22 protein-coding genes are annotated in these 23,388 nt (G+C 61.6%); 12 read left to right on the top strand and 10 right to left on the bottom strand.

All coding sequences use genetic code 11. The annotated features are described in order from the left end of the window. The first annotated feature begins 10 nt into the window (after positions 1-10). The 9 genes from D4A92_RS11345 to D4A92_RS11305 all read left to right on the top strand — a co-directional run bounded on the left by D4A92_RS11345 (position 11) and on the right by D4A92_RS11305 (position 10,009). On the top strand, positions 11-1,435 hold the full coding sequence (locus D4A92_RS11345; protein ID WP_203013094.1) for a LutB/LldF family L-lactate oxidation iron-sulfur protein: 1,425 nt from the start codon (positions 11-13) through the stop codon (positions 1,433-1,435). Positions 1,436-1,438: 3 nt separating this feature from the next. After that, entirely contained in the window at positions 1,439-2,116 is a 678-nt protein-coding gene (locus D4A92_RS11340) for a LutC/YkgG family protein (protein WP_203013092.1), read from the top strand. Positions 2,117-2,249: 133 nt separating this feature from the next. Further along, entirely contained in the window at positions 2,250-3,587 is a 1,338-nt protein-coding gene (locus D4A92_RS11335; RefSeq protein WP_203013089.1) for a glycosyltransferase family 4 protein, read from the top strand. Continuing rightward, positions 3,584-4,342 carry an HAD-IIB family hydrolase gene (locus D4A92_RS11330; protein ID WP_203013086.1) on the top strand — a complete coding sequence of 253 codons (759 nt, stop codon included), beginning with the start codon at positions 3,584-3,586 and terminating at the stop codon, positions 4,340-4,342. Before D4A92_RS11335 ends, D4A92_RS11330 begins: the two co-directional genes overlap by 4 nt. 174 nt (positions 4,343-4,516) lie before the next feature. Then, a complete protein-coding gene (locus tag D4A92_RS11325; RefSeq protein ID WP_040300122.1) occupies positions 4,517-5,026 on the top strand; it encodes an NUDIX hydrolase in 510 nt (169 codons plus the stop codon). A 177-nt stretch (positions 5,027-5,203) separates the two neighbouring features. Next, complete coding sequence (locus D4A92_RS11320; protein ID WP_203013084.1) at positions 5,204-6,709, top strand: inorganic phosphate transporter; 1,506 nt, start codon at positions 5,204-5,206, stop codon at positions 6,707-6,709. Positions 6,710-6,728: 19 nt separating this feature from the next. Continuing rightward, positions 6,729-7,466, top strand: a complete 738-nt coding sequence (locus D4A92_RS11315; protein WP_203013082.1) for a 16S rRNA (uracil(1498)-N(3))-methyltransferase — start codon at positions 6,729-6,731, stop codon at positions 7,464-7,466. Between the two features lie 143 nt (positions 7,467-7,609). Further along, positions 7,610-8,983 carry a glutamate--cysteine ligase gene (locus D4A92_RS11310; RefSeq protein WP_203013080.1) on the top strand — a complete coding sequence of 458 codons (1,374 nt, stop codon included), beginning with the start codon at positions 7,610-7,612 and terminating at the stop codon, positions 8,981-8,983. A 111-nt stretch (positions 8,984-9,094) separates the two neighbouring features. Continuing rightward, complete coding sequence (locus D4A92_RS11305) at positions 9,095-10,009, top strand: DUF937 domain-containing protein (RefSeq protein WP_203013078.1); 915 nt, start codon at positions 9,095-9,097, stop codon at positions 10,007-10,009. Positions 10,010-10,084: 75 nt separating this feature from the next. Here D4A92_RS11305 and D4A92_RS11300 read toward each other — a convergent pair whose 3' ends face one another. Next, on the bottom strand, positions 10,085-12,592 hold the full coding sequence (locus D4A92_RS11300; protein WP_203013076.1) for a methyl-accepting chemotaxis protein: 2,508 nt from the start codon (positions 12,590-12,592) through the stop codon (positions 10,085-10,087). A gap of 209 nt (positions 12,593-12,801) precedes the next feature. Next, positions 12,802-13,113 (bottom strand): DUF1127 domain-containing protein, encoded by a 312-nt coding sequence (locus D4A92_RS11295; protein WP_203013074.1) that lies wholly within the window; start codon positions 13,111-13,113, stop codon positions 12,802-12,804. 194 nt (positions 13,114-13,307) lie between these two features. Between D4A92_RS11295 and D4A92_RS11290 the strand changes: the two genes are divergently transcribed. Further along, positions 13,308-14,261, top strand: coding sequence for a LysR substrate-binding domain-containing protein (locus tag D4A92_RS11290; protein ID WP_203013072.1), 954 nt, complete (start codon positions 13,308-13,310; stop codon positions 14,259-14,261). 6 nt (positions 14,262-14,267) lie between these two features. Here D4A92_RS11290 and D4A92_RS11285 read toward each other — a convergent pair whose 3' ends face one another. Both D4A92_RS11285 and D4A92_RS11280 read right to left on the bottom strand, forming a co-directional pair. Then, complete coding sequence (locus D4A92_RS11285; protein ID WP_203013069.1) at positions 14,268-14,897, bottom strand: TetR/AcrR family transcriptional regulator; 630 nt, start codon at positions 14,895-14,897, stop codon at positions 14,268-14,270. 134 nt (positions 14,898-15,031) lie between these two features. Next, positions 15,032-16,171, bottom strand: coding sequence for a DUF3734 domain-containing protein (locus D4A92_RS11280; protein WP_203013066.1), 1,140 nt, complete (start codon positions 16,169-16,171; stop codon positions 15,032-15,034). A 186-nt stretch (positions 16,172-16,357) separates the two neighbouring features. On the opposite strand from D4A92_RS11280, the gene D4A92_RS11275 reads away from it, so the two are divergent. After that, a complete protein-coding gene (locus tag D4A92_RS11275) occupies positions 16,358-16,813 on the top strand; it encodes a hypothetical protein (RefSeq protein ID WP_203013063.1) in 456 nt (151 codons plus the stop codon). 69 nt (positions 16,814-16,882) lie between these two features. Here the strand turns inward: D4A92_RS11275 and adhP are convergent, their stop codons facing one another. From adhP to guaB, 5 genes are all read right to left on the bottom strand, one after another. After that, complete coding sequence (adhP, locus tag D4A92_RS11270) at positions 16,883-17,911, bottom strand: alcohol dehydrogenase AdhP (RefSeq protein WP_203013061.1); 1,029 nt, start codon at positions 17,909-17,911, stop codon at positions 16,883-16,885. Between the two features lie 157 nt (positions 17,912-18,068). Further along, on the bottom strand, positions 18,069-18,944 hold the full coding sequence (locus D4A92_RS11265) for a dienelactone hydrolase family protein (protein WP_203013059.1): 876 nt from the start codon (positions 18,942-18,944) through the stop codon (positions 18,069-18,071). 91 nt (positions 18,945-19,035) lie between these two features. Then, positions 19,036-19,449 (bottom strand): MAPEG family protein, encoded by a 414-nt coding sequence (locus tag D4A92_RS11260; RefSeq protein WP_203013057.1) that lies wholly within the window; start codon positions 19,447-19,449, stop codon positions 19,036-19,038. Positions 19,450-19,485: 36 nt separating this feature from the next. Further along, a complete protein-coding gene (locus tag D4A92_RS11255) occupies positions 19,486-20,055 on the bottom strand; it encodes a hypothetical protein (protein ID WP_203013055.1) in 570 nt (189 codons plus the stop codon). Next, the gene (guaB, locus tag D4A92_RS11250; RefSeq protein WP_203013053.1) at positions 20,052-21,542 is read right to left on the bottom strand and encodes an IMP dehydrogenase; all 1,491 of its coding nucleotides are present in this window, start codon (positions 21,540-21,542) and stop codon (positions 20,052-20,054) included. Before guaB ends, D4A92_RS11255 begins: the two co-directional genes overlap by 4 nt. Before the next feature lie 301 nt (positions 21,543-21,843). Here guaB and D4A92_RS11245 point away from each other — a divergent pair, with 301 nt between their 5' ends. Continuing rightward, positions 21,844-22,155: an ATPase inhibitor subunit zeta gene (locus D4A92_RS11245; protein ID WP_203013051.1), complete on the top strand. Its 312-nt coding sequence runs from the start codon at positions 21,844-21,846 to the stop codon at positions 22,153-22,155. 46 nt (positions 22,156-22,201) lie between these two features. Here D4A92_RS11245 and D4A92_RS11240 read toward each other — a convergent pair whose 3' ends face one another. Further along, a complete protein-coding gene (locus tag D4A92_RS11240) occupies positions 22,202-23,191 on the bottom strand; it encodes an MBL fold metallo-hydrolase (protein ID WP_203013050.1) in 990 nt (329 codons plus the stop codon). Between the last annotated feature and the right edge of the window lie 197 nt (positions 23,192-23,388).

Raw genomic sequence — 23,388 nt, 5'->3', positions numbered from 1 at the left:
GGAGGAAGGCATGCAATTCACCGCCCCGCAGTTCAAGGACAATGCAGCCCGAGCGCTGGCCGATGGCCAGTTGCAGAAGGCGCTCACCAATGTCGAAAAGGGTTTCATCGCCAAGCGTGCCGCGGCCGCCGCCGCCCTTCCAGAGTTTGACGCCCTGCGCGACAAGGGCCGGGAGATCAAGAACCACACGCTTGCCCACCTCGATCTCTATCTCGAAGCCTATGAGCGCAAGATAACGGAAACCGGCGGGCATGTGCATTGGGCCGAGAGCGCCGAGGATGCGCGCCGGCTGGTGCTCGACATCTGCCAGCGGGTCGGGGCAAAGACCGTGACCAAGGGCAAGTCGATGATCACCGAGGAGATCAATCTCAACGACTTCCTCTTCGAGCATGCGATCGAGCCGGTCGAGACCGATCTCGGCGAATACATCATCCAGCTTCGCGGCGAGCATCCGAGCCATATCATCGCGCCGGCGGTGCATCTCAACAAGGAACAGGTGGAGGAGGACTTCCGCCGGGTGCATACGCATCTGGACCCGAAGCGCGACCTGACGGCGCCGGAGACGCTGCTGTCGGAAGCGCGGCAGGTACTACGCAAGCGCTATTTCCAGGCGGATGTGGGGATCACCGGCGCCAACTTCTTGATCGCCGAGACCGGCACCTCCGTGATCGTCACCAACGAGGGGAATGGCGACCTGACGCAATCGCTGCCGAAGGTGCATATCGTCGTCGCCTCGATCGAAAAGCTGGTGCCGACGCTCGAAGACTGCTCACAGATCCTCAGGCTGCTCGCCCGCTCGGCGACCGGCCAGGACATCTCCGTCTATACAACCTTCTCGACAGGGCCGCGCCGGGCTGAAGACCCTGATGGGCCGGAGGAATATCACGTCATCCTGCTCGACAACGGCCGTACCGCCATGCTCGGCAGCGAGTTCCAGGACATGCTGCGCTGCATCCGCTGCGGCGCCTGCATGAACCACTGTCCCGTCTATCACGCTGTCGGTGGCCATGCTTATGGCTCGGTCTATCCGGGGCCGATGGGCGCTGTCCTCACACCGTCTCTCTTTGGCGTCGACATTTCAGGCCATCTGCCGAATGCCTCGACCTTTTGCGGGCGCTGCGAGAGTGTCTGTCCCATGCATATCCCGCTGCCGAAAATGATGCGGCATTGGCGCGAGCGCGAGTTCGAGAAGCATCTCAATCCGGCGACGGCGCGCTACGGGCTCGGTGTCTGGGCCTTCTTTGCCAAGCGACCGAAGCTCTACCGCATGGCGACCTCGATCGGCGCGCGAATGCTGAACCTCATCGGCGGTAGTCGTGGACGGATCGCGTCCCTGCCCTTTGCCTCGGGCTGGACCGATATCCGCGATCTGCCGGCGCCAGAGGGGCAGACCTTTGCCCAGCAATGGGCCGCACGCCAGAAGCAGGGAGCCTGACCGATGGACAGCCGCCAAGCCATTCTTTCCCGCATCCGCACCTCGCTGAAGGTTGACGCTGGCGATACGGAGCGCGCTGCCGTCGTGGCAAAACGGCTTGCCGAGCGCCCACAAGGGATCATTCCGAAAAGGGGCCAGCTGCCGCCTGCAGAGCGTCTGGCTCTCTTCATCGCGATGGCCGAGAAATACAACGCGACGACGGAGCGTCTTTCCACCCTCGAGGCGCTGCCGCAGTCTGTTGCCGAGTATCTGAAGCAGCGCAACCTGCCCGCTGCAATACGGATCGGCGCGGATGCGCGCCTGACATCACTCCCGTGGCATAGTGCTGGCGCTCTGGATATCCGTCACGGCGCATCCGACGGCAATGATCTGGTCGCAGTGAGCCACGCCTTTGGCGGGATCGCCGAGACAGGGACGCTTTGCGTTCTCTCAGGACCCGACAACCCGGTGACGCTCAACTTCCTGCCCGACCATCACATCGTCGTCGTCGAGGCCGCCGCGATTGTCGGAGACATGGAAAGCGTCTGGGCCAATCTGCGAAAGGCTGACGAAGAGACCATGCCGCGGACGGTCAACATGATCACCGGCCCGTCCCGTTCCGCCGACATTGAACAGACGCTGCTCCTGGGTGCCCACGGTCCGCGGGCACTCCATATCATCATCGTCGGGACGCCGGCGTGAGCGCTTGCGAAAGTGCCCGGACGTAAAAGTTCCGGGCCGTCGCGAAAATTTCATCCAAAAAATGAAACAATTCCTGCCACAACGCGTTATCATTCCCGCTTCTTAAGAACGAAATTTTCAGAAGGTGGGGATTATGGCACTTCAAACGGATCCGCATGAGACGCCGCGCATCGCGCTCGTCTCAACGCATGGCTATGTCGCAGCCCAGCCGCCACTCGGAGCCGCCGATACCGGTGGCCAGGTGGTCTATGTTCTCGAACTTGCAAAGAAACTCGCCCAGCTCGGCCACAAGGTCGATATCTTTACCCGCCGCTTCGAAGACCAGCCGGAGATCGACGCGGTGGACGATAATGTGCGCGTCGTGCGGATTCCCTGTGGCGGGCCTGACTTCATTCCCAAGGAATATCTGCACCGGCATCTGACCGAATGGAACGAGAAGGCGCTGCGCTGGATCAAGCGCGAGGGGCTGACCTATCTCTTCATCAACAGTCACTACTGGGATGCAGGCGTTGCCGGGCAGCGCCTGTCCGAAGCGTTGCGTGTGCCGCATATCCACACGCCGCATTCGCTCGGCATGTGGAAGAAGCGTCAGATGGAGACCGACTATCCGGAACGCGCCGACCGGTTCGAAGAAGAATTCAACTTCAAGGAACGCATTCAGCACGAGCTGATCGTCTATCGCAGCTGCCAGCTGGTGATCGCCACGACCCCCATCCAGCTGGACATGCTGACCGAGGATTACGGACTGGCACGCAATCGCGTGCACATGATCCCGCCGGGCTATGACGACAATCGCTTCTACCCGGTGTCGGAATCCTCGCGGCAGATGGTGCGCCAGCGCTTTGGGTTCGAAGGCAAAACGGTTCTGGCGCTCGGCCGGCTTGCGACCAACAAGGGCTACGACCTCCTGATCGACGGTTTTGCCGTCATGGCGGAGCGGGTGCCGGAAGCGCGGTTGCGGCTGGCGCTTGGTGGTGAAAGCCTCGATGCGCAGGAAGAGACGATCCTTGCCCAACTCAAGCAGCAGGTGGCCGATCTCGGCATCTCAGACAAGGTCGAATTCTCTGGCTTCATTCCCGATGACGACCTGCCCGACATGTACCGGGCCGCCGATCTCTTCGTGCTCTCCAGTCGCTACGAGCCCTTCGGCATGACCGCGATCGAGGCGATGGCCAGCGGCACGCCAACGATCGTCACCATTCACGGTGGCCTGTTCCGCGCCGTCAGCTATGGTCGCCATGCCCTATTTGCGGATCCCTTCGACAAATACGATCTCGGCATCACCATGATGAAGCCCTTCAAGCATCCGAGGCTTTACGGGCGATTGTCGCGCATGGGCGCGCATAAGGCGCGCAGTCTTTTCACCTGGACCGGGATCGCTCAGCAACTCGTGGCTCTTGTCGAAGGCCGTCCGGTGGCGCAAGCTCTTGAAGAAAGCGACTGGGCAGAACCATGGAACGACGGGGATTGAAACCGATCCGGCTCTTTTCGTCCGATCTCGACGGGACGCTCGCGGGGGACCGCGATGCGTCGGTCGAGTTTGCGCGGCTGTGGCAAGCCTTGCCGGACGGCGAGCGACCGCTGTTGGTCTACAACAGTGGCCGCCTGATCGACGACATCATGGAATTCACATGGGAACAAGGTTTGCCGCAAGCTGATTTTCTGATCGGTGGCGTCGGCACCATGGTGCATTCGTATGACCATCCCCATCTGTCGGACCAGTATACGGCGCTGATCGCTGATGGCTTCGATGTCGACCTGATCGAGGCGGAACTCGTGATGATGGACCGGCTGACGCGGCAACCGGCACAGTATCAGCACGCCTACAAGTCGAGCTGGTATCTTCATGATGCGTCGGCGGAGGATATTCTGGAACTGGAACAGATGCTCGCCAGTTCGGGCCATCGAACACGGGTCGTCTATTCCAGCGCTCGTGATCTCGACGTGCTGCCTGATCTCGCCGACAAGGGAAAGGCGCTCACCTGGCTCTGCGGCGAGCTTGAGATCGGCTTGGACGAGGTGGTGGTTGCCGGCGACACCGGCAATGACCGGGCGATGTTCGAGCTTGATGGCGTGCGCGGCATCATGCCCGGCAATGCGCTGCCCGAACTCGTCAGCCTCGCGCAGGAAAGGCCAGGCATGATGGCCACTCAAGGGACCGCTGCCCGCGGCGTGATTGACGGGCTGAAGGAATTCGGCGTGTTTGCGAAGCCGAAAGACAGCTAGATGTCGGGTAATGCGACTTTCGAGTACCGAATGTCGCATTGAATTGAACACATGGCGCCTACACCTGATAGGCAGCGATAACCATCGTGTGAAAAGCGTATCATCCGCACAAGATTGGCCGCGAAAGCGCGGTATTTTGGCGTATTCTGATAGACGAATCGAGGTGCAAGTTCATTGGGTATCATTGGCCGTATCACATCCGACCTCAGGCTCATGCTGCAGCGTCCGCCGCGGCAGCAGTTTGCTGCGATCTGTCACCGGACGCGCAAGAAGACAGGTGAGCTCGAGGTGTTGCTGATCACAAGCCGGGATACCGGGCGCTGGGTCATTCCGAAGGGTTGGCACATGCCGGGCAAGCAGCCCCATGCCATTGCCGAGCGGGAGGCCTTTGAAGAGGCCGGCATCAAGGGGAAGGCGGGTATCGAGCCCGTCGGCTACTATACCTACATGAAGAAGATGCGTGGCGGGCACAAGGTCCCGACCCGCGTTCAGGTCCATGCGCTCGACGTGAAGGGCTTCGTCAAGGAGTTCCCCGAGAAGGGCGTACGTCGTCTCGAATGGGTCAGTTGCGCGGAAGCAGCCACCCGCGTCGAGGAGCCGGAACTCAAGGCGCTGTTTCTGGAATTCCCGAAACTGACACAAATGCCCGCGCCGATCCCAGAAAAGGCTGCAAAACGGGCCTGAAAGCGACTGTCACAAAACTGTCATATTGCAGCGCGGCCCCTTTGTCGCTAGGGGCTTCTGCGACCCGATGAGATCTGCCGTGGCGCGCCTATCGCGAACGGATCAAGCGTCATCATCCGCCGCTACAACAAGAGAACGAGGAAACCGGACAGGGACCCTCTTCCGGAGACACCCGCCATGGGCAAGCAAAAGCCGAAACTTGTGAAGCCGACCCTCGACAAGGATCTCGACAAGATCGCCCATGTCGAGGAAGCGGCGCAGCACGTGTCCAGAGGTTTTGCGCCACTCGGCATTGCGCTGATCTTCATGGTGCTCGCCACCGTGTTTGCCGGAGCGCTTGCCATGGACCGGCCGGGCGCCTGGATCATCGTCGCTGCAGCCGCGATCGGCGCTTATATGGCGATGAACATCGGCGCGAATGACGTTACCAACAATGTCGGCCCCGCGGTCGGATCTCGTGCGATGACCATGGGGGTCGCGCTCGCCATCGCCGTGGTCTTCGAGACGGCCGGTGCGCTGATCGCAGGCGGCGATGTCGTCTCCACGATCTCGCGTGGCATCGTCGATCCGGGCAAGATGCCGAGTGCCGATGTCTTCATCTGGGCGATGATGGCCTCGCTCCTATCGTCAGCGCTCTGGGTCAATCTCGCGACATGGATCGGCGCACCTGTCTCCACGACCCATGCAGTCGTGGGCGGCGTTCTTGGCGCAGGTGTCGCGGCAGCCGGCATGTCTGCCGTCGACTGGGGCGTCATGGGCGGCATCGCGGCAAGCTGGGTCATTTCGCCAGTCCTTGGCGGAGTCATTGCTGCACTCTTCCTCGCCTTCATCAAAGAATTCATCATCTATCGCGAAGACAAGATCTCGGCGGCTCAGCGCTGGGTGCCGGTGCTGATCGGGATCATGACCGGCTCCTTCATCGCCTATCTTGCGCTCAAGGGCCTTAATAAGCTCATCTCGATCAGCCTGTTGCAGGCCTGCCTGATCGGCCTTGCCTTCGGCTTCCTGTCGTGGTGGCTCAGCGTGCCGCTGATCCGCCGACAGTCGCGCGGGCTGGAGAACCGAAACCAGTCGCTGCGCAAGCTCTTCCAGCTGCCGCTCATTTTCTCGGCCGCACTGCTCTCCTTCGCCCATGGCGCCAATGATGTGGCCAATGCCATCGGCCCGCTCTCGGCGATCGTGCATGCCGCGCAGGACAGCGAGATTTCGGGGCAGGTCACGGTGCCCTTCTGGGTCATGGTCATCGGTGCTGCCGGCATTTCGCTTGGTCTGCTTCTCTTCGGTCCGCGCCTAATCCGGCTCGTCGGCGAGCAGATCACCAAGCTTAACCCGATGCGCGCCTTCTGCGTCTCGCTTTCGGCAGCCATCACCGTGATCGTGGCGTCGGCGCTGGGCCTGCCGGTCAGCTCCACCCACATTGCCGTCGGTGCCGTCTTCGGCGTCGGCTTCTTCCGTGAATGGTACACGCGCAATTCCAAGCGGCGCATGGAATACATGCGCAACAAGGCGGAGCGTTTCGTGATCGAGCCGAAGCCGGAGCGCAATCCCGAAGAGATCCGCCGTCGTTATCTCGTGCGCCGTTCGCACTTCATGACGATCGTGGCGGCGTGGATCATCACCGTTCCGGCGTCGGCTGCCCTTGCAGCCATGCTTTATTGGGTTATGTCTCTGATCGCTCTTTGATCCCGGAGACGAGACAATCATGCGTGCCAATTACCGGATGCAGCGGCTCTTTGTGACCGCCGACCTTGCTCTTGCCCAAGCCTTCGAGGCGACGGCGGAGCAGTTCAACTACCTCGCCAATGTGCTGCGTTTCGAAGAGGGTGCCGAATTACTCGTCTTCAACGGGCGGCATGGCGAGTGGAAGGCGCGCGTGCATTTTCCGACACGCAAAAAGATCATGATCACGCCGGCCGAAGAGACACGCCCGCAGCCTGACGATTGCGACCTGCATTTTCTCTTCGCACCGCTCAAGGTCGGCCGCATGGATTACCTCGTGCAGAAAGCCGTCGAGATGGGCGCCGGCATTCTACAGCCGGTAATGACACAACACGTTCAGGGCAAGATCGGCAACATCGATCGCCTGCAGGCCAATGCGGTGGAAGCCGCCGAGCAATGTGGTGTGCTCGCCATTCCGAAGGTCGTCGAGCCGGTCAAGCTGCGCGACCTCCTCGAGCGCTGGCCGTCCGATCGCCGGATCATCTATTGCGACGAAGACAGCACCACGCAAAATCCCCTCCCCGCGCTCTCGCGGATCGAAGAGAAGTCGCTCGCGCTTCTGGTCGGCCCGGAAGGCGGCTTCTCGGAAGACGAGCGGGCTCTGCTGCGGTCCCTGCCCTTCGTGACGGCCATTCCGCTCGGCCCCCGCATCTTGAGAGCAGACACGGCAGCGGTCGCCGCAATGGCCGTCGTGCAGGCCGCCATCGGCGACTGGCGCTAGCCTTTATTTCCACTTCACTTCGTTCCAGTTTTTTGAGCCGTGCATGAGAGATTTTCACTTGCACGGCACAGAAATCCGGTTCAATCAGCCATCAGTGATGGGCCCATTCTTGCCCACCGACGACGCCCAGCAAGGTAGCTTCCATGGCCCGTGATACCACCGACCAGACCCCTCTCGGCACTCTCGACGACATGGCAGCCTATATGGCAGCCGGGTCGAAGCCGAAGGAGCAGTTCCGGATCGGCACCGAGCACGAGAAGTTTGCCTTCTTCCGGACCGACAACAGCCCGGTTCCCTATCATGGGGACGCCAGCATCTCCGCTCTGCTCAAAGGCATGCAGGAGAAGCTCGGCTGGGAGCCGATCATGGACGGCGAGAACATCATCGGTCTCGGCGAGCAACACGGCATGGGCGCGATTTCGATCGAGCCAGGCGGCCAGTTCGAACTGTCCGGTGCACCCGTCGAGACGCTCCACCAGACCTGCAGGGAATCGAACCAGCATCTCGCAGTGCTTCGGGAAATCGCGGAGCCGATGGGCATCCGCTTCCTGGGGATCGGCGGCAGCCCGAAGTGGTCGCTGGCCGAGACGCCGCGTATGCCGAAATCACGCTACGACATCATGACCCGCTATATGCCGAAGGTCGGCAGCCAGGGTCTCGACATGATGTACCGGACCTGCACGATCCAGGTGAACCTCGACTTCTCGTCGGAAGCCGACATGCGGCAGAAGATGCGTGTGTCGATGAAGCTGCAGTCGCTGGCAACCGCGCTGTTCGCCTCCTCGCCGTTCACGGAAGGCAAGCCGAACGGGCTTCTCTCCTGGCGCGGCGACATCTGGCGCGACACCGACAACCGCCGCGCCGGCGTGCTGCCCTTCACCTTCTCGAAGGACTTCTCGTTCGGCGATTACGTCGCCTGGGCCATCGATGCCCCGATGTATTTCATCGTGCGCGACGGGCGCTACCACGACTGTACCCACATCACCTTCCGCCAGTTCATGGATGGCGCGCTGAAGGGCGAGATCGCCGACTGGGCGCCGCAGCTGGGCGACTGGACCAACCACCTCTCCACCCTCTTCCCCGATGTGCGCCTGAAGCGCTTCCTCGAAATGCGTGGCGCTGACGGTGGCCCGTGGCGGCGCATCTGTGCGCTGCCTGCGCTCTGGGTCGGCCTGCTCTACGATGAAACGGCGCTGGCTGCGGCCGACGATCTGACTGCCGACTGGACCGTCGAGGACGTGATTGCCATGCGCGATGCGGTTCCGGTCCAGGGGCTCAAGGCATCAGTCGCGGGGCGCCCGCTGATGGAGGTGGCACGCGAGGTCGTCGAAATGTCCCGCGCGGGGCTGAAGGCGCGCGGCCAATTGAATTCCGAAGGCCAGGACGAGACGGTGTTCCTGAACACGCTGGACGAGGTTCTCGCCAAGCGGATGACGCTGGCCGATGACATGCTGGCTCTCTACCACGGACGGTGGAACGCGTCGGTCGAGCCGGTCTTCGAGGACTATCAGTACTGAGCAAGCGATCGCGCCGCGCCTGGCATTGAGCCTTCAGGCAAAAAGCGGTTTGCCTGAAGGCCATTCCGGATATAGTGCTGAATCATCTGCACGCATCCGGGGAGAAATGCCATGCTGCCACTGTTCGACATGATGCTGCAGGCCCAGAACGGCATGGCGATGGACGCCATGGCCAAACAATATGGTCTGGCGCAGGAACAGGCCGCCAAGGCCGTTGCAGCGCTGATGCCGGCCTTCGCCTCGGGCTTCAAGCGCAACACCACCAATCCTTACGATTTCTCCGCGCTCGTCCAGGCGATGACGTCGGGCAACTATGCCAAGTATTTCGAGGACATGAGCTCGGCATTCACGCCACAGGGCATCGCCGACGGCAACCAGGTTCTGCAGCAACTCTTCGGCTCCAAGGAAGTGTCGCGGGCGATCGCCGCGCAGGCAGCCCAACTGACGGGCATCGGACAGGACATACTGAAACAGATGATGCCCGCCATGGCTGACACGCTGATGGGTGGGCTCTTCAAGCAGACGACGGGGCAGTTCCCGGGCGCCAATGCCTTTGCCGGAACGCCCATGGCGGCAATGATGCAGCAATGGCTGGAGAACACCGGCCTGCAGCCGAAGCCGCAGCCCCAGCCGGCTGCGATGGCGGCGGCGATGTTCGACAATCCGTTCATGCGCGCCTTCCAGGACATGATGGGCGGTCAGAAAAAGCCGGAACCCCAGGCAGCCGCCAACCCCTTCCTCGACAACCCCTTCACCAAGGCCTTCCAGGACATGGCTACCGCCTATACGGCGCAGATGACCGGGCAGCCAGCAGAAGCGCCGAAACCTCAGCAAGAAGCGCCAAAGGCTCCGGAGAAGGAAGCGCAGGAAAGCTTTGCGGCCATGGTCAACACCATGTTCGACAGCGGGCTTGAAGTGCAGAAGAGCTACCAGAAGAGCATGGAGCAGATCTTCGACACCTACCTTACGGCATCGCGGAAGGACGCGCCGGAGCCTGCCGATCAGGCTCCCGAAGACAAGGCTTAAGCGGCCGAAGCATCGCAGGCAAACGAAAACGGCGCGGTTTCCCGCGCCGTTTTCCATTTCAGCGGTCGTGCAGCCTCAGAATTCTTCCCATTCTCCGTCAGGCTTACCGTCCTTCGCCTGGTTGAGCTTGGCGCCAAGGCCGATCGAGATCTTGTCCATCAGCGAGCGTGCTGGAGACGCCACGGCTCGGCTTCCGGCTTCTGCCGGTGCCACCTTCGGCTTGATGAAAGATCGCGTCGCGGGCTTTGCCGCGGCTCCGGTTGATGAGGCAGGCTGGGACGGTGCCGGCGGAACCGGACGACCGAAGCTCGTGTCGCGCTGGTCGGCGAAGCGGTTCTGAATGGTCGTGGCATTGGCTTCGAGCGTGAACTGCCCGACGAGACCGGAGAGCATCTCGGCATCGCGGGTCAGCCCCGCCATGTCGGCATTGGTCTGTTCGGCAGCCCGTGCATTCTGCTGGGTGACATTCTCCATGCGGGCAACCGCATCATTGATCTCGTTGAGGCTTGCCGACTGCTGCTTGGCAGCCGACGCGATCGAATGGATGTGATCGCCGATCTGCACCACCTGGCCCGCGATCGACGAGAGCACGGTGCCGGTTTCACGAACCATGCCGACCCCGGTTGCGACTTCATCACCCGACTTGGTGATGAGGGCCTTGATGTCCTTGGCGGCGGTCGCCGAGCGCTGAGCAAGTTCGCGGACTTCCTGGGCGACGACGGCAAAGCCCTTGCCGGCTTCACCGGCACGGGCCGCCTCAACACCTGCGTTCAAGGCCAGCAGGTTGGTCTGGAAGGCGATCTCGTCGATGACGTTGATGATCTTGGAAATCTCGCTCGACGCATTCTCGATGCGCTGCATGGCATCGACGGCGCCGCCGACGATTTCGCCAGAGCGGTCGGAATTGGCCCGGGCCTCGCGAGCAAGACGCGAGGCATTCTCGGCGCGTTCCGAGGAATGGCGGATCGCATCCATGATCTGCCGGATGGCAGTCGAGGTCTCGACCAGAGCCGCCGCCTGCTGTTCGGTGCGCAGGCTGAGGTCGGCGGTGGACGAGCTCACCGTGCTGCTCTTGCGGTTGATCTCGGTGACATTGCCGTGCACGGCGGCAACGGTGCCCGACAGGCGTTCGAGCGAGGCGTTGAAGTCGAGGCGCAGCCGGTCGAGATTGCCGGCAAGCGGCTTGCGGATCGTGCCGGTCAGATCGCCATTGGCCAGACGCTGCAGACCTGTTCCGAGCACGTCGATGGCTTCGGTAAGCTCTGCTTGGGCAGCAGCACGCTCTGCCTCGCGCTGGTGACGCTCGCTTTCGGTGGCCGTGCGCCGGCTTTCGTTTTCCGCCTCGAGTTCGCGCTTGTCGATCTCGGCCTGGCGGAAGACGGCGACCGACCGCACCATGTCGCCGATTTCGTCGGAACGGTCGATACCTTTGAGGTCGATGTTCGTATTGCCGTCGGCCAGCTGACCCATGGAGCTAACGAGTTCGGAAATCGGACGGGTGAGGCTGCGCGAGAAGATAAAGCCGACCAGCGAGCCGACCAGCACGAGCACTGCACCGATGCCGACTGATTTCAGGCCCGCGGTGACCAGCTGCGCGCCCACCTCGTCCTCGCCGATCAGCGCCACAACCGCCCAGCGGACGTCGCCGAAGTCGAGCGGAACCACGGCCGCATAGCTCGTCATGTTGCGATAGCCAGTGATGTCGCCGCTCGCATCCTGGCCGCCAATGGCGCTGGCCAGCATGGATGAGGACAGGCTCACCTTCAGACTGTCGACATCTGACGTCCGGGCGCTGTCAGACACCAGCATGCCGGCCTTGTCGATCAGGACCGTTTCCCCGGTCTGACCAAGGCCTCGGGTGTTGGCAAAGATGCTGTTCAACTGATCATTGGGCAGCTGATAGGCCAGCACCCCGAGTTTGCGCTCATTCATGATGATGGGAACAGCGACAAAGGCTGCCGGCGCGCCGCCGGAGGGCGCATAGGCCTCGAATTCCGAATTAGCAAAACTTTCGGGATCGTCGCTCGCGATCGCCTTCTTGAAGACCTGCGCCAGGCCTGTGTCCTTGTAGGGGCCATCAATGAGATTGGTGGCGAAGTCCCGTTCCTTCTTCACGGTATAGACGATGTTGCCATCGGCATCGATCAGGAAGATGTCGTAGTAACCCTGCGCCTCAAGATGCTTGAGGAAGGTTGCATGGCCCTGACGGTGGGCGCGGTCGTAGCTGTCCTTCTTGGCGCTGTCGAGATTCTGCTTCTCGCCGGCGGGATTGGGGTTTTCGTCGATATAGCGCTTTTGCAGTTCAGCGGCCGGATCGTCTCCCAGCTTCGGCCAGGCACCGGTGATGCCGAACAGCGCCTGCTGGGTCATCATGTCGGCGGCGGTGCCGCGCGCGTCGAGCCTGATGGCTTCGAGGAAGCGGCGTGCCTCGTTGCGGCGACCGTCGGCTGTCGCCTCAAGCTTCTGGTAGACCTGCTCATCAAGGATGCGGCTCTGCTGAACCAGACCGATGGCCACGGAGGCACTCAGGATCACGAGGGCAAACAGCGTGGCGGCCAGGGGCAGCTTGGTCGATATACGCATGAGGGGTCTCCGAAAAAGGTAGCACGTCAGGCGTTTTCATCGCTGACATACGCTCGTTAGCAACAGGTTACTTCCGGTCGCTTTTCCCCTCGTATTTCACACCATTCATCGTTATTTTAGCGTTTACAAAAAAGCCCGATCCAGAATAAACGGACCGGGCAAGAGGCAGGGCTATTGGCTGTCACCCTGCGGGGATGGTCGAGGGGGTCTCAGTCGCTCTTGTGACCGCGAAGGGATCGCTCGGCGCGGCGACGCGCGAGACGGGTCAACTGCTGCGAAGGATCGTCAGTATAGCCGTGACGGCGCAGCACCTCCTGTACCTCGGCCCCGCTGAGGCCGAGGTCATTCAAAAGGCGCTCGTCGAGATCGGCGAGGCTGTTCGCGGCAAGTCGATTGCGCAGCGCCACGCGAAGGGATCCGATCCATGCCTGGAGGCGGGCGAGACGTGCGGCAAGCGTCCGGGCCGGCCGGTCAACGGCGAGGTCGAGGTCAAAGTCGAGGATCCGATCGTTCGTGCGCATGGCTATTTCCTTTCAGCGGGCACGAGAAATTTCTCCCGTCCGCCAGAAAGCGGACAGGCGACGAGGGTTGGAAGTGGATGCTTGGCCGGAGACCGGTCGGTGAGGATTACAATTACGAAGATGCCGAAAGGATATTGATCAGTCCAACGAATGTTTCTAATGGTAGCCATCAACCCTTCTGATGGATCACTCTCATGTCGGCTCCCCTCGATATCGATCAGTTGCAGACCTTTATTGCCATCGTCGACACCGGCAGCTTCACCAAGGCTGCCGGGCGTGTTTTCAAGACACAGTCCGCCGTTTCCATGCAGATGCGCCGCCTGGAAGAACGGGTCGGAAAGCAGCTGTTCATCAAGGATGGCCGGGGCAACCGGCTCACAGCCGATGGCGACAAGCTGCTGAACTATGCGCGTCGCATCATCCGACTGAACTCCGAGGCGATCGCGGCCTTCGACGACAACAGGCTCGAGGGAACGCTCAGGATCGGCACGCCGGATGATTATGCCGACCGCTACATGCCCGAGATCATCGGGCGCTTCGCCAAGACCCATCCGAATGTAGAGCTCTACATCGTCTGCGAGCCCTCGATGGATCTCGCCGACAAGATGGGCAAGGGCGAACTCGATATCGCGCTGGTAACCCACAATCCGCTGCTCAGACAGTCCGATGTCGTGCGTACCGAACCGCTCTGCTGGGTCGGATCCGCCAACCATCCACTGAAGGATGACGCTCCCGTTCCGCTCGCGGTCGGACGACGCGACTGCCAGTGGCGGCAGCTCGCCTGCTCGGCGCTGGATGCGGATGGTCGTGAGTATCAGATCCTGTTCACCAGTTGGTCTTCGACCGTCGTTGCGGCCGCTGTGCTTGCCGGCATGGCGGTGTCGATCCTGCCGGAATCAGCGCTGCGAACGGGGATGAAGGTCCTGACGGCGAATGACGGCTTTCCGCCGCTGCCGCCGGTGCAGATCGGCCTGATGAAGCGGCCAGGGCTTTCGACCTCGCTGGTCAATGCGATCACAGACCACATCACTGCCTGCCTGGACAACATTACCCCCGCACAGGTCGAAGACGACATGGACGGCGAGCCGAAAACCTATTCGCGCTACTATCCACGGCTACGCGCCGGCAACATGATCCCCGGCTGGTGAGGCCGATCAAAAGGCGAAGATGCTGCTGCGAATAATGCGGCGCCACTGGTCGAGGTGAACCCGTGCAACCTCGTCCGGCTGCTGGGTGGTGAAGCGGATGACCTCGCCGGTGGCGAGGATCATCAGCTTGATGTTGACGCGAAAACGCTCGAATTCGCTTTGCGGGACGAGATGGGCCAGATCGCGGTAGAAACTTGCGATGATCTGCTCGTGAAATTCGTGCGACAGCTGGGAGAGATCCTTGTCGACGACGATTGCCTGCCACAACGACATATAGATGCGTTGTTCGCGAAACATGGCATTCAGCTCAATCAAACTGTCCGCGGCGCGCTCTGCCGCCTCATCCAGCGTTTGGACATTTGCAAAGATCTGCCGGATGAATCCTTCGAGCTCGGCCGAGAACCGCTCATGCAGCGCCTTGATCACGGCCGCCTTCTGGGGAAAAAACTGGTACAGCGAACCGATCGAAATTCCGGCCCGTACCGCGATTTCGCTCATCGTTGTCTCTGCGACGCCCTTTTCGAGAAAAAGCTCGATGGCAGCCTCGAGAATGGCCTCCAGTCGCTGGATGCTTCGTTCCTGCTGCGGCTTCTTGCGAAGTTGCAGTCGCCCCTCCACGGCGTAATCGCTCATCATTCCCCCCATCCGCTGCAACCGTCATGGCTGTCAGATTTGTGTCACCGACATAAATCGAGCGGTCTGGCAAAAGTGTTAATGCAAGAGGCAGCACCCATCTTTGGTTGCTTCTCCCACAAAAAAGGTCGCGGTCCTCAAGCTTCCAGTTGCAGATGACGCTCGCGCGCCAGGTCGAAGATCTGGATGCCGTCCTTCGGGCGACCGCGATTGCGCCACTTCGGATGCTTTAGCGTATAGGAGGCGTCGTCGTAACCTGCCTTCCAATGCTCCTCGATCGAGCGGCGGGAGAATTCCGCATCCATGGCATGGGTGGCGTGCGACGCGCGCCGGTGGATCAGGTGAACGATGGTCACGTCATACTCGTGACCGATGGAACGGAGGATCTGCGCGTCCTCGTCGTCGCGGAACTCCGGCGGCAGCTTTTCGAGGAGACGCTTGGCAGCGCGGCGGACAATCTGCCGCCTCGCAAAATCGTCGGTGTTCATGCGCGTGCGGCTGGAGTAGCGGATCTCCTTGATCCGGCTTTCCACCTCGAACTGGTCGCGCGGCATGTCACCCCGCGCATTGAAGAGATCCACCTGGAAGATTTCGAGGTCGCGCGAGGCATCGTTGACATTGAGCACGTGCTGCAACGGCGTGTTGGAGACAAGGCCGCCGTCCCAATAGTGTCGGCCATCGATTTCGATCGGCGGAAATCCCGGCGGCAAGGCGCCGGAGGCGGCGATGTGACGGGCGTCGAGACGGTTCTTGCGATTGTCGAAATAGGCGAAATTGCCGGAGCGGACTTCTACTGCGCCGAGGCTCAGCCGCGTCTGGCAGTCGTTGAGGAGGTCGAAATCGATCAGCCGGTCGAGTGTCTTCATCAGCGGCTCGGTGTCGTAGAAGCTGACGCGGTGATCCGGATTGGCGAACAACTGCTGGAAGGTCGGTAAACGCGGCGAGAAGAAACCCGGAATGCCGAAGGCCATGGCGGTCATCGCCGCGGCATCGTTCTGCATCCGGCGCAACGTATTGTCCTTGGCGGTCCAGCCGAAATCGAGGGTCGATGACACGGTGTGCCAAAAGTCCCGGAGATTGGCGATGCGCGTTTCACGCGGGCTGCCGGCAATGATGGCAGCATTGATCGCACCGATGGAAATGCCGGCCAGCCAGTCGGGCTCCACCTCGTTTTCATGCAAGGCCTCGTAGGCGCCCGCCTGATACGCGCCGAGCGCGCCACCACCCTGAAAGACGTAAATCTTGTCCGTTGCGGCGTTGGTCTCTGTTTGCGTCATGTCGCGATCCCTATCTTGCTGCAACGCAATATATAGCGACGCGCCAGTCGGGCAACCAGATCGGCCTCCTTCACTCTGCGTTCACAATTACCGCGATCTATTGCAGGTCCCTCCAAAAGTGATGCGATGCACCGTCGCGGATCTGGATTATCAGGAGGGTGAAGCTTGTCCGGGGACCGACATCACATGATCCGATCGACTGCCATTCTCTTTTCCGCTGCGCTTGCCGCAGCCGTCTTCACAACCCAGGTCACGCGAGCCGATGAAGCCTCGGTCGATCAACAGATCGACACCCTCCTCGGCGATGTCGCAGACTACAAGGAGCTGTTTTACGCCTTCAAGGTGGCGCTCGAGGAAGGCAAGTCCGATATCGTGGTCAGCCTCGTGAACTATCCGATCACCGTGACCATCGACGGTGACGAGGCGACCTATGCTTCGGAGCAGGAGTTGCTGGAGGCTTATGACAGCGTCTTCACCGAAACGATCGTCGAAGCCGTGTCCAACCAGGAATACGGCGATCTCTTCGTCAACTCAGAAGGCGTCATGATCGGCAATGGCGAGGTCTGGATCTCGGGCATCTGCGAAGACACCGCCTGCACCAGCGCACCGCCGCGGATCGCCGTCATCCAGTCGGGCAACTAGTCCAAGCCCACCTGTCAGAAATGCAAGAGAGGCGGCATCCGTGATACCGCCTCCATTTGTCGTTTCGGATCAGGCTGCGAGATCGAGAACGATACGGCCGTCGATCTTGCCTTCCTTCATACGGTCGAAAATCGCGTTGATGTTTTCCAGCTTGTCCCAGCTGAAATGCGAGGCGACCTTGCCTTCACCGGCAAATTGCAGGCTCTCCTCAAGGTCCTGACGCGTGCCGACGATCGAGCCGCGTACGGTGATGCGCTTCAGCACCGTCTCGAAGACCGGCAGCGAGATGAAGCCTGGCGGCAGACCGACCAGCGCCATGGTGCCCTTGGAGCGCAGGAAGCCATAGGCCTGTTCCATGGCCTTTGGCGAGACGGCTGTGACGAGTGCGCCATGTACGCCGCCGGTTGCCTTCTGCACCTGTTCGATGGCATCGGCGGCCGTGCCGTTCACCACAACATCGGCGCCGAGATCCTTGGCAAGCTTCAGCTTGTCGTCGAAGATGTCGGCGGCGACCACATGCATTCCCATGGCTTTGGCATATTGCACGGCCATGTGGCCGAGGCCGCCTATCCCCGAGATGACCACCCATTCGCCCGGACGGACTTCGGTTTCCTTCAGGCCCTTGTAGACGGTAACGCCGGCGCAGAGCACGGGGGCTGCCGGACCGAATTCAAGATTATCCGGCAAGCGGCCGACATAGTCGGGGTCGGCAAGGCCATACTGAGCAAAGGTGCCGTTCACCGAGTAGCCGGTGTTCTGCTGGCTACCGCAAAGCGTTTCCCAGCCGGTGCGGCAGGGATTGCAGCAGCCGCAGGCTGTGTGCAGCCACGGCACGCCGATCCGGTCGCCTTCCTTGATGCGCGAGACACCGGAGCCGAGCTTCGCAACATAGCCGACACCCTCATGGCCGGGAATGAAAGGCGGGTTGGGCTTGACCGGCCAGTCACCATTGGCGGCATGCAGGTCCGTGTGGCATACGCCCGTCGCCTCGTATTTCACCAGGATCTGGCCAGGGCCCGGATCCGGGATGGGCATTTCCTCGATCACCAACGGCTTGCCGAATTCGCGGACCACCGCAGCTTTCATCATTGATGCCATGTCAATCTCCCTCGCTTGATTGCGCGCGGCGCGTGTGCCGGCGAATTGAGGGCAAGCTAGGCGCAGGAGAGGTGAAGCGGTTTGATCGGTGTCAAAAGGTACGGAGATTTCATCGAAATGTCATGGAGTGGGGGAGCGCGACGCTCCCCCCATCCGATCAGGCAAGGTTTTTCTTGAGGAATTCGACGGTGCGTGACCAGGCAAGATCTGCGGCGGCCTTGTCGTAGCGCGCCGACGAGGTGTCGTTGTTGAAGGCGTGGTTGACGCCCTCGTACATGTGCAGCTCGTAGGTCTTGCCATTGGCGTCGAGGGCCGCCTTGTAGGCGTCGATGCCTGCATTGATGCGCTCGTCGAGGCCCGCATAGTGCAGCATCAGCGGTGCCTGGATAGAAGGCACCTGGTCGGCCGGGGCCTGTGAGCCGTAATAGGCGACGCCTGCGCCGAGTTCTGGGGATGCGACCGCCATGCGGTTGACCATGCCGCCGCCCCAGCAGAAGCCGATCGCGCCGACCTTGCCATTGGTTTTCTCATGGCCGGCGAGGAACGCGCGTGTCGCCTCGCCATTGGCCGTGGCGCCCGCCATGTCCAGCGACTGGAACATGTTGCGCGCCTCGTCTTCATTGGCCGGCGTGCCGTCATTGGGCGACAGGAAATCGGGGGCGAGCGCCACGAAGCCCTCGAGCGCCATGCGGCGAGCGACATCGCGGATATGCGGGTTGAGGCCACGGTTTTCGTGAATGACGATGACAGCGGGCAGCCGGTCAGCGGCGTCCTTGGGGATCGCCAGATAACCCTTCATTTCGCCGGATGCGCCGGGATAGGTCACGTCCGACACGTCGAGGCGCGCGTCCGTCTCTTCGACGATTGCGGCATTTGCCTGATTGGCGGCGAGCATCGGCATGATGGCGGCAGCGGCGGCACCGGAACCTGCAAGCGCCGTCAGCTTCTGCATGAAGCCGCGGCGGTCCAGGGTCAGGTGAGTGTACTCATCATAGGCATCGATCATACCTTGCGTGATTTCGGGCTTCGACATGACACTCTCCTCGGGGGACGGATGGGATGCCACGGCAAGATAGGGCCGAGGCACGGAGCGCCCAGACACGTTGCCGTGAAGGGTCAAGCCGTCAGCTGGTCGCCATCCAGGCGACGAGCCACACCCACATGAGGAAGAGCGCGACGAAGCCCAGCATGAAGGAGAGACGGCGAAGCGGAAGGTTGCCGGTCAATTGCATGGCAACCTGGACGTAGCGGGCGGCGACGAAGAACCAGGCGAGCACGACGGCGACAATATTGTCGGCTTCGGTGATGAAGAGCAGCACGGACACCGCATAGAAGAGGACCGGCAGTTCGAACTGGTTGGCGATTGCCCGATTGACGACACGGCTCTCTTCTGGCTCGGCGAGGTTTTCGCGGAAGGCAATGCGCTCGACCTTGCCCGAACGGACGACCGAGGCGCGGCGCATGACCAGCAGGGCATAGAGGCAGAAAACGAGAAAGGCATGGGCCGCGAGGGGCCAGAACATTTCAAAACCGGTCATGGAAAATCACGTCCTTAAATTGATGCGGCGGAGGAATCAGGGCTCGTTTTCGGGCTTCGGGCCAAAAGTCAGCCGCAGAATGAGGATGCCCGAAATGACGAGAGCGGCAAACTTCAGACGCGTGAGCCAGGAGATGGCTTCCGCCAGAAGGTCTGCGGTGCCCGACGCCGGCATCGCGGGCGGAAAAAGCATCAGGCTCAGGATGTTTTCGGCATAGTCGACTGCCACATAGGCCGCGGGCAGAGCCGTCAGTGCCGGCAGCAGACGCTCGGCCGGGCGGCCATAGAGGGTCGCACCCGGCGCGGCCTGTCGCATCAGCAGGAAGAGAAACAGGCCAAGCACCGCCGGGAGCAGGAGGTCGGGACCGAGATGCATGGCGCGCAAGAGTTCGGCCGCTTCCGGCCTCGTCTCCAGAAGCGACTTCAGCGCAAGCAGCCCCTGCCCCGTGCTCTCAATATCCAGGTCGGGCATGGCCCGTCCGCCGGTCAATGCGGCGAACGGTCGTGCAAAGCCAATATGCATCCAGGCGAGCAGCCCAGCCGACAGGACGCCGCTTGCCCAGAGGAGCGGCGCCCGGCGCGGTCCGGGTGTTCGTTCCAGGATCACGCGGCGCCCGGGTAATTCGGGCTTTCGCGGGTGATGGTCACCCCATGCGGATGGCTTTCGCGAAGGCCGGCACCGGAAATGCGCACAAAGGTCGCCTTTTCCTGGAAGTCCTTGATGTCCTTGCCGCCGACATAACCCATGGCGGCCTTCAGGCCGCCGGCGAGCTGGTGCAGCACAGCCGAGACCGGACCCTTATAGGGAACCTGGCCTTCAATGCCTTCGGGCACGAGTTTCAACGTGTCGCGCACTTCCGCCTGGAAGTAACGGTCGGCCGAGCCGCGGGCCATGGCACCGACGGAGCCCATGCCGCGATAGGCCTTGAAGGAGCGGCCCTGGTAGAGATAGACCTCGCCCGGGCTTTCATCCGTGCCAGCGAGCAGCGAGCCGACCATGACGGCGGAGGCGCCGGCCGCGATCGCCTTGGCGACGTCGCCCGAGAACTTCAGGCCACCATCGGCGATGACGGGAATGTCGAGCTTGTTGGCTTCCTCGACAGCCGCCATGACGGCTGCGAGCTGGGGAACGCCGACGCCGGCGACGACGCGGGTGGTGCAGATCGAGCCCGGGCCAATACCGACCTTGACGCAGTCAGCGCCGGCATCGATGAGCGCGCGAGTGCCCTCGCCCGTTGCCACGTTGCCGGCGATGATGCGGATGGCGTTCGACATCTTCTTCACATGCGCGACGGCATCCAGAACCTTCTGGCTGTGGCCATGGGCGGTATCGACGACGATCACGTCACAGCCGGCGTCGATCAGGCGCTCGGCACGCTCGACGCCATCATCACCGGTGGAGATGGCAGCCGCGACTCGCAGGCGGCCTTGCGCATCCTTGGCGGCATGCGGGTTGAGCTGCGACTTCTCGATGTCCTTGACGGTGATCAGGCCAACGCAGCGGCCTTCATTGTCGATGACCAGGAGCTTCTCGATGCGGTGGGCATGCAGGAGGCGCTTGGCTTCTTGTTGATCGACCCCATCCTTGACCGTCACGAGGTTTTCGCGGGTCATCAGTTCGTAGATTTTCTGGCTCGGATCAGACGCAAAGCGCACGTCGCGGTTGGTCAGAATGCCGACGAGGCGGCCGGGACGGCTCGAGCCTTCGACAACCGGAATGCCGGAAATGCCATGGGCGCCCATCAGCGCCTTGGCTTCGGCCAGTGTTGCCTCGGGGCCGATGGTCACCGGATTGACGACCATGCCGCTCTCGAACTTCTTGACCTGGCGGACCTCTTCGGCCTGCTCGGTGGGGGTCAGGTTGCGGTGGATGACGCCGATGCCGCCGGCCTGGGCCATGGCGATCGCAAGGCGGCTTTCGGTTACGGTATCCATGGCGGAGGAGAGGATCGGAAGAGAGAGGTCGATGTCCCGGGCAATCCGCGTCGCGATGTTGGTCTGCCCCGGCATCACTTCGGAGTGCCCCGGCTGCAGGAGGACGTCGTCAAAGGTGAGCGCTTCTGCGCCAGTTGCCGACATTACGATGCGTGCCATTGCCAATTCCTTCGTTTGAATAGGCAGAATCCGGCCGGAAAACGAGAAATCCCGTTCGGTCGCTTCTGCATGAAATGCTTGGAAGTTGGCGAGGGCTGGTAACACGTTCATGACAGGAAAGGAATAGCAAAAGCTGGCAAAGTTCCCAGGCGGCCGATCGAGGCCGCGCCAATACAGAAAAATCCGCGATCGTTAGAATTGTATCGAGCTGCTACACGGTCCTTGAAGCTCTTGCTTATATAAGGGATGTGCTCTCGGGGCTGGGGGCACAACCAAGAACAAGAAGACCAGGGGATCGACAATGACTGCATTGAAGAAGCGTGCTCAGGCACTCGAAAACCAGTTCGCCCGCCAGGCGGAAATCCAGTTCAAGGCCCGCGTGCGCGGCAGCAAGATGCTCGGCCGATGGGCTGCCTATACGATGGGGCTCGACGATGTCGAAGCCTATGCGCGCACCGTTGCCGTCAAGCAGGTTGTCGAGCCGCATCGGCTGCTTGAGCAGTTGCGCCAGGACTTTTCCTCGGCAGGTGTCGCTGTGAGCGATGCCGATATCGACAGCCGCATCCATCAGTTCATCGAGCAGGCCACCGACGAAATCTTCGCCGGTCAGTAATCCTTACAATGAAGGGGCCGCACCTTTGCGCGGCCCCTGATCTGGCTCAGATGTCGAACTGGTAGGCCTTCGGCACGTAGCGATAGCCCTGGTCGACCTTCTCGACATAACCGACAGCCGGGAACGGCATGTGATAGCCGAGGAAAGCGAGCTTGTCGGTCGCCAGCATGTCGAAGACCCTGGCACGGGTCGCGGCGGCGGCGGCCTTATCCATGTCGAATCGCACTTCCCAATCCGGACGCTGCAGCGACAGGACGAAGTGGTTCGCGGTGTCCGCCGTCAGAACAAGTTCGCGACCTTCCGATTCCAGACGATAGATCATGTGGCCCGGCGAATGGCCGAAGGCCGCCATGCCAGTCACGCCGGAGACAACTTCGCCTCCATCGCCGATGAAGGTCATCTTGTCTGCCATGGGCTGAACATTGGCGAGGACCGCGTTGTGGCCGTTTTCGGCCGGGGTGCCGGCGCGGGCCGTATCGACCCAGAAGTCGTACTCAGCCTGACCTGTCACATAGCGCGCATTCGGGAAGGCCGGCTGACCGCCCTCCATCAGGCCGCCGATATGGTCGCCATGCATGTGGGTCAGGACCACGATGCTGACGTCCTCGCGCTTGTAGCCAGCAGCGGTCAGACCTTCTGCCAGTCGACCAAGACCATTGGCGCGACCGCCCTCACCGAGACCGGTGTCGAACAGAATGACCTCGGAGCCGGTGTTCACGAGCACGGGGGCGAAGCTGTTGACGAAGTTGTCAGGCGGCAGAAAGTTCGCTTCCAGAAGGGCGCCCACAGTTTCCACGCTCTGATTGGTGCCGAAGGTTTCCTGCGGGTTGCCGGAGGGCCGTGCGCCATCCTTGACCACGACGACCTCGAACTTGCCGACGTTGAAGCGGTGGGTTTCCGGCGGCATGGCGTGATTGATATTCATTGACGTATCGGCTCCCGACTGCTGTGCAACTGCAGCCCGGGTCATGATCAGCGGGGCGGCCAAGGCTACACCGGCGCTTCCGAGCAACATGCGTCTTTTCATCGAAACCATTGCAATCTCCTCAAAAAAATCACCTCGCCCCTGCGCGGGCTGACCTCGACATAGGGGAGAGCTTCGCGCCGGGTAGCGCTCTCACACCATCGTGATGGTGTTTCACACTGGGCGCCGGAACCGTGCTTGCTGAAGGCTGCCGATCGTAATTGTCGAGTTTCAACCGCAGCGCGATTGGGGTATGAGAACCGGCCTCT

The sequence above is a fragment of the Rhizobium rosettiformans genome, from assembly GCF_016806065.1.
In the GTDB taxonomy this organism is placed as follows: Bacteria; Pseudomonadota; Alphaproteobacteria; order Rhizobiales; family Rhizobiaceae; genus Allorhizobium.
This window is presented reverse-complemented; position numbering and strand designations above follow the sequence as displayed.